Below are 6628 nucleotides of genomic sequence, written 5' to 3' on the forward strand. Positions count from 1 at the left end.
ATGCTATTGTGTCTTGAGAAAATAGAGGAGATATTTTATGTGTGGAATAGTCGGATATATCGGTAAAAGAGAGATTAAAAGCCAATTGATCGAAGGGTTGCGCGAACTGGAGTATCGCGGATATGACTCGGCTGGCATCGCGGTGATGCAGGAGGGGCATATTCAATCCTTCAAAGCGGTAGGAAAGCTGACCAATCTTGATGAGAAGACGAAAAATTTCAAAACGGAGGGCCCCGGTGTCGGCATCGGGCATACCCGCTGGGCGACGCACGGCAAGCCGACCGAACTCAATGCCCATCCCCATATGGGTGAATACAGCTATGTCGTTCACAATGGTATTATCGAAAACTATCGTGAAATCAAGGAGATGCTCGAGGATCTGGGTGTCAATTTTCTGAGCCAGACCGATACGGAGGTGATCGTCCACCTTTTTGAAAGAGAGATGAACCGCTACAGTGATCTTTTCGTAGCATTCAAAGCGACGATCGATCAGCTCGACGGTGCCTATGCCGTCCTTCTCATTACACAGAAAGCTCCCGATACGATTTTCTTCGCCCGGAAGGGCTCACCGATGATTATCGGACGAAACAGCAGCAACGAAGTCTTTTTCGCATCCTCCGATGCACCGCTGATCGGCGAGGCGGAAGAGGTGGCCTATATGGAGGACGGTACGATCGGCTATGCGACGTCCGGAGAGATCCATGCCGAACCGATCGCTCTGGGCTTCGTACCCCTTTCGGGCGACAAACTGACTGCCCAGAAGGGCGGCTACCGCTTTTTCATGGAAAAAGAGATATACGAACAGTATCAGGTGGTCAGCGATACGATGATCGGGCGGGTGCTGGACAATGACATCGTATTCGACGAACTTGACGACACGTTCCTTGAAAATATTTCACGGATCAAAATCTGTGCCTGCGGGACCAGTTACCACGCGGCGCTGACGTCGAGCTATCTCTTCGAACGGCAGGCAAAGATGCCGGTCAATGTCGAAATCGCCAGCGAATTCCGATACAAAGAGCCCCTTCTGACCGATGACACGCTCTTTATTGTCATCAGTCAGAGTGGTGAAACGGCCGATACACTGGAAGCGCTCAGAATGGCAAAAGATGCGGGGCTGAGGACACTGGCCATCTGCAATGTGGACAACTCCTCCATCGTACGTCTTGCCGATGCGACCATTCTGACACGTGCCGGAATCGAAAAGGGGGTTGCCAGTACGAAAGCCTTCGCGACGCAGGTCATGGTGCTTTGGATGCTGACGCTTTTCTTCGCCAAAAAACAGGGAACGATCGCGGAGTATACGATGCGCGAAGAGCTCCGATACATGAGTTACGTGCCCAAAGTGCTTCAGAAGTCTCTCGATGTGCACGAAAAGTGCAAACGCCTCTCAAAACGCTATCTGCATGGTCACGGCTTCTTTTTTATCGGCCGCGACATCTTTTTCCCGTTGGCGCTGGAAGGTGCGTTGAAGCTCAAGGAGATCAGTTATCTTCACGCAGAAGGGTATCCGGCAGGCGAAATGAAACATGGCCCGATCGCCCTCGCGGACGCCGAGCTTTTCACGATCGCACTGATGCCCAGAACGCTGCTCTACGACAAAACAAAAAGCAATGTCGAAGAGCTCAGTGCACGCGATTCGACGATACTCTCGATATCTCCTGAAATGTTCGATCTGGCGGACGATTTCATCCTAACCCATCCGCACAAACATCCGATGCTTGAATTTTTCGAAATGATGGTTGTCGAACAGCTGCTCGCGATGGAGATCGCGATACGTCTGGGCAACGATGTCGACATGCCCCGCAACCTCGCAAAAAGTGTCACTGTTGAGTAAGTGGATCATACTGGCTCTCGTCGTATTGGCGGTTGCCATTCTGTGGCGCCTCAGCAGCAGAAGCATCGCTCCCGTCACGTTTACGGAAAGCAGCATGTTTCTGAGATATGGCGATTGCCGCCTCGTACTGCCGTTGAAACGGATCGAAAGGAGACACCGTACCGCCGATGCACTTTCGATCGATCGGACGTTCGCGACACTGTTTAATGGGTATACGCTTGTGGATGAAAGGGTTTCGATGCCGGAGAATTATACCTTTGGCAAAGCGACAGATGCCGTGGTGCGAGCGGTATTCGGACTCGGCAGTGTGGAGAGCCTTGCAAAAAACGACAAGATGGAGATTCTGGAAGGGGTGCAGGCGAATGGTGCTCCACTTCGTGTTTTGGCAATTTTCAAAGGCAAAAGCGACCTGGAGCTGCTCTATCCGCTGAATGAATCATTGCAGAACATTGTGACGCAGTGTCTCATTGAAGGGAAAGCGAGCGAGGGGGCGACAGTTTTGAATCATGTTGTCAAAGAAGACGATTCGGAGGTGCCGTTGAGCCGATGGGATCAAAAGCTGTTCGAATTGGATATTTTGATCAATAAAGATATGTGACGGAAAGAGGGGGAGGGGAGGAAAAGGGGGCGCTGCCCCCTTTGTCGATTAAAGCGGAGTTACGTTCTCTGCCTGAGGACCTTTTTCGCCCTGGCCGATTGAAAACGTCACTTTCTGACCTTCGTTGAGTTCGACGCGGCCGAAACCGGTGTGGTTGACTTGACGGAAATGTACAAAAACATCCTTGCCGCCATCTTCAGGCTGGATGAAACCATACCCTTTTTCCGTATTGAACCATTTGACGGTTCCGTTGATAATATCTGCCATGAGATACCCCTTTTATAAAAAATTCGAAAGGATTGAAGCTGTTTTGCGGGTTATAACTCTAATTCGAAGGGTCGAGGTAGAACGGTCACACACAAAGACGAGAATCGAAATCATCTTTCTTGAGGTGAAGTATAGCTGAAACATCTGCCAATAGCAAGCTTTTTCAAAATTATACATTTCAGAAGGAGAGCGGCGCATCGGAATTTCTGAAATTTTCCTCTTCTCCCAATCTTTTTCATCAAACAACAAGCACTCTTAGACTATAATCACACCAACTTTTACATTTCATCTGCAAGGGTACCCGTATGCAACAGGATATTGCCGAAATATTGAAGGCGCACAAACTTTCCGAAGAGGATTTCGAGCACATTCAGAAGATTCTCGGCCGTCTTCCAAATATGGTGGAGATCGGCATCTTCAGTGCCATGTGGAGCGAACACTGCAGCTACAAATCGAGCAAAAAATATCTCCGCGGTTTTCCGACCGAAGCGCCTTGGGTGATTCAGGGACCGGGCGAGAATGCCGGAGTCATCGATATCGGAGACGGTTACGCTGCGGTTTTCAAAATGGAGAGCCACAACCATCCCAGTTTTATCGAACCCTATCAGGGCGCGGCGACCGGCGTTGGCGGCATACTGCGCGACGTCTTCACGATGGGTGCCCGGCCGGTGGCGAATCTGAATGCGCTTCGCTTCGGGCGTGTACGCGGCGACGACCAGAGTGCCGCCTATCAGCGCCACCTGGTGCGGGGTGTCGTCGCGGGTATCGGCGGTTACGGCAACTGCATGGGTGTCCCGACGGTGGGTGGCGAAACCTTTTTCGACGACAGTTACAACGGCAATATCCTGGTCAATGCCTTTACGCTTGGTATCGCCAGAGCAGATGAAATCTTCTATGGCAAAGCGGAGGGTGTCGGCAACCCGGTCATCTATGTCGGCTCCAAGACGGGCCGCGACGGTCTGGGCGGCGCAGTGATGAGCTCCGACAGTTTCACCGAAGAGTCCAAGAGCCTGCGTCCGACGGTTCAGGTTGGCGACCCCTTTACCGAAAAACTGCTGCTGGAGGCGTGTCTCGAACTCTTCAAAACCGACTATGTCGTCGGTATTCAGGATATGGGTGCCGCAGGGCTGACATCCAGCTCCTTCGAGATGGCGGGGCGAAGCGGCAGCGGCATGCGGATGGATCTGGACAAAGTCCCGATGCGGGAAGAGGGGATGACCCCATACGAACTGATGCTCTCCGAGTCGCAGGAGCGTATGCTGATCTGTGCACGCAAAGGGACCGAAGAGAAGATCATCGAAATCTTCGAGAAGTGGGAGCTCGACTGTGCCGTCATCGGCGAAGTGACCGATACGGGGCTCATGGAGCTCTACTGGCATGGTGACAAGGTGGCGGAAGTACCCGTCGACCCGGTTAGCGAGGAGGCTCCGGTACTTGACCGTCCGACGGCTCGCCCGAAATATCTGGACGAGATCGCGGAAATTGATATTGACAAATATGAGCTTCCGTCGAACCAGGAGGCGTTCGAAACGATTGTCAAGTCGATCGAAGTCGTGGACAAGGCGTGGGTCTACGAGCAGTATGACTCGATGGTCCAGACCAATACGGTGAAAAAGGGCGGCGACCTGGACGGTTCGGTGATCCGTGTCAAGGAGAACGGCCGGGCCATCGCGATGAGTTCCGACTGCAATCCGCGCTACTGCTATATCGATCCGAAAGGGGGCGCGGCCGCTGCAGTGATCGAGTCGGGCCGGAATGTGGCGATGACAGGTGCACGTCCGCTCGCGATCACCGACTGCCTCAACTACGGCAACCCCGAAAACCCCGAAGTGATGTGGCAGTTCGCCCAGGGGTGCGAAGGGATCAAGGAGGCGTGTGCGAAGCTCAACACTCCCGTTACGGGCGGTAACGTCTCGCTCTACAACGAAACGAACGGTGTCAGCGTCTTCCCGACGCCGACGATCGCAATGGTCGGCGTCAACGATGACCAGCACAAGGTACTGCCTTCCGCTTTCCAGGAAGAGGGCGATGCGCTGCTGCTTATCGGGGAAACCCGCAGGGAATTTGGTGGCAGCATCTATCTCAAGGAGCTCTTCAAAACGACCGGCGGAACGCTGCCGGCGATCGATTACGACAAAGAGCTGGCTCTGTGGGATCTGGTTATCGAAGCCAACAAAAAAGGGCTCCTCAAAGCCGCCAAAGATCTCAATGTGGGTGGCCTCGCTATCGCCGTCGCGAAAATGGCGGCCGTGGGCGGCAAAGGTGCGAGCGTGGCAGCCGATCTGGGTGACGCTGTCAATATCTTCAGCGAAAGCTTCTCCCGCGCATTGCTGGAGGTGGCCCCCGAAAATGTCGAAACCGTGGCGAACATGGCGGCCGAGCGTGGTCTGAAGTGCGAAAAGGTGGGCACCGTCGGCGGCGATACACTCAAGGTCAACGATATCGCGATGCCGATGGAGAGATTGAACGATATCTACTTCAACACCTTCCAGCGCATCATCGAGCAGGATATCTGAGGGACTCTCTCCCTTGGAGACGCCCATTCAACGAGCCATGAAAGTTATGCGTCTTTTTTTTCTCTCACTCTTTGCCATGGCTCTCCTGCGGGTCGAAACCCCCGCAGGAGAGGAGATACGCTACTATGCCAACGAAACCTTTCTTCCCCTCGATCCCGATCTGATGGACGAAAAAACTTTCGACAAACTCAACAGTTACGACTTCGTCGTGCTTCGGTTCGATGCCAACGGCAGCGTGGACGGCTACTATGAGATCTACCCCTACAGCGCGAAACATACCCGGTTGAAGCTCGTGGGTAAATACGACCCCGGCAGCAAAGAGGTGGAAGTCGTGGCCGACGGATGGCTGTATCGAAGCTACTTTCTGGGGGAGGGAGTACTCTATGTGGAAGAGCAGAACGCTTCCGAACGCATCGAAGAGGTCTCGAAAGAGGAGTTCGAACACCGTTACCGAAGAGCTCTCGAAAAACTTTCCCACTACGAGCCGGCCCAACGGATGCGCAGGCTACGCCTCGGTTTCGAGGTGTCGGAAGAGCCCGATATGGGAAGGATGGCGATCTATCCGGTAGGGTTCAAAAAAGTGAGCGACATCGACGCTTCGGCGGGCGTGTTGTGGTTTCTGGACACCCTCCTGGAAGCGGGCGGCTGGAAAAAAGGGGAGGCGACGCCCGAAGCGGTGATGAAGAGGTTCCCCGCTTTCGCACCGGAAGATTTCAACAACACAGGCCGACTTGACAATTTCCTGGACGGGCTCATCCTGCTTGACAACTATCTGGTGCGGGTGGGGTTAAGCCCCTTCAACGGGGAACATATGGAGTCGATCGAAGCGGAAATCTTAGGTACCGCTTCGCAGCCGACGCCATGAAAAAGGTCGACCTCTCCAAACGCTCCGCCCGGAAGCTCCTGACCCGGCGCTCCCCCGTGGCTCTACTGCAACGAACTTCCCGACACTCTTTACACCGAGCCCGATGAAGTGGCAGCCTTGGTGCACCAGGGCGAGTATATGGCCACCGCCTTCGTCAATCCCCACAGCACCATCGCCGCCCGATTCTCAGCTGGCGCGACGAACCGGTCGAACGGGACTTTTTCGCCCGGCGCGAGGGGATCGAGAGCAACGCCCTGCGACTGGTACACTTCGAAGCCGACGGCCTGCCGTGACTCGTCGTCGAGAGTATCGAAAAACAGATGGCATACCCCCATGTCGACCGTCGTATCGCCAGCGTGGGCAAAGGCAAAAACAAAGCCTACCTCGAAAAGCTCAATGAACGCTGCAACTTTTTCGATGCTATCGAAGCTTTGCCGCATCCCAGGTGGGTGATGCAGTACCAAAGGAAAAAGAAAGAGAAGCAGATTGTGAGCTGCCTCATGCTGTTCGAACGCCAGAAAGACAAGAGATGATCAAAAATCCAG

Annotated in this window: 6 protein-coding genes and 1 pseudogene; 6 read left to right on the forward strand and 1 reads right to left on the reverse strand. The window is 53.8% G+C overall.

Translation table 11 applies throughout. The features are described from left to right. The first annotated feature begins 37 nt into the window (after positions 1-37). Positions 38-1837, forward strand: coding sequence for a glutamine--fructose-6-phosphate transaminase (isomerizing) (gene glmS / locus Q1K24_RS01875; protein WP_300365099.1), 1800 nt, complete (start codon positions 38-40; stop codon positions 1835-1837). After that, positions 1830-2435 carry a hypothetical protein gene (locus Q1K24_RS01880; RefSeq protein ID WP_300365102.1) on the forward strand — a complete coding sequence of 202 codons (606 nt, stop codon included), beginning with the start codon at positions 1830-1832 and terminating at the stop codon, positions 2433-2435. The genes glmS and Q1K24_RS01880 overlap by 8 nt, the downstream gene beginning before the upstream one ends. Before the next feature lie 48 nt (positions 2436-2483). Here the strand turns inward: Q1K24_RS01880 and Q1K24_RS01885 are convergent, their stop codons facing one another. Continuing rightward, the gene (locus Q1K24_RS01885) at positions 2484-2702 is read right to left on the reverse strand and encodes a cold-shock protein (RefSeq protein WP_283242318.1); all 219 of its coding nucleotides are present in this window, start codon (positions 2700-2702) and stop codon (positions 2484-2486) included. 305 nt (positions 2703-3007) lie between these two features. On the opposite strand from Q1K24_RS01885, the gene purL reads away from it, so the two are divergent. The 4 genes and pseudogenes from purL (at position 3008) to Q1K24_RS01900 (ending at position 6616) form a co-directional block, all read left to right on the forward strand. Further along, positions 3008-5218 (forward strand): phosphoribosylformylglycinamidine synthase subunit PurL, encoded by a 2211-nt coding sequence (gene purL, locus Q1K24_RS01890; protein WP_300365105.1) that lies wholly within the window; start codon positions 3008-3010, stop codon positions 5216-5218. A gap of 46 nt (positions 5219-5264) precedes the next feature. Further along, entirely contained in the window at positions 5265-6083 is an 819-nt protein-coding gene (locus Q1K24_RS01895) for a hypothetical protein (protein WP_300365108.1), read from the forward strand. Positions 6084-6149: 66 nt separating this feature from the next. After that, positions 6150-6257 (forward strand): annotated as a pseudogene (locus Q1K24_RS09755) (hypothetical protein); the annotation flags it as partial. A 146-nt stretch (positions 6258-6403) separates the two neighbouring features. Then, positions 6404-6616 (forward strand): hypothetical protein, encoded by a 213-nt coding sequence (locus Q1K24_RS01900; protein ID WP_366903404.1) that lies wholly within the window; start codon positions 6404-6406, stop codon positions 6614-6616. Positions 6617-6628: the final 12 nt, after the last annotated feature.

The organism is Hydrogenimonas sp. (genome assembly GCF_029932565.1).
Taxonomy (GTDB): domain Bacteria; phylum Campylobacterota; class Campylobacteria; order Campylobacterales; family Hydrogenimonadaceae; genus Hydrogenimonas.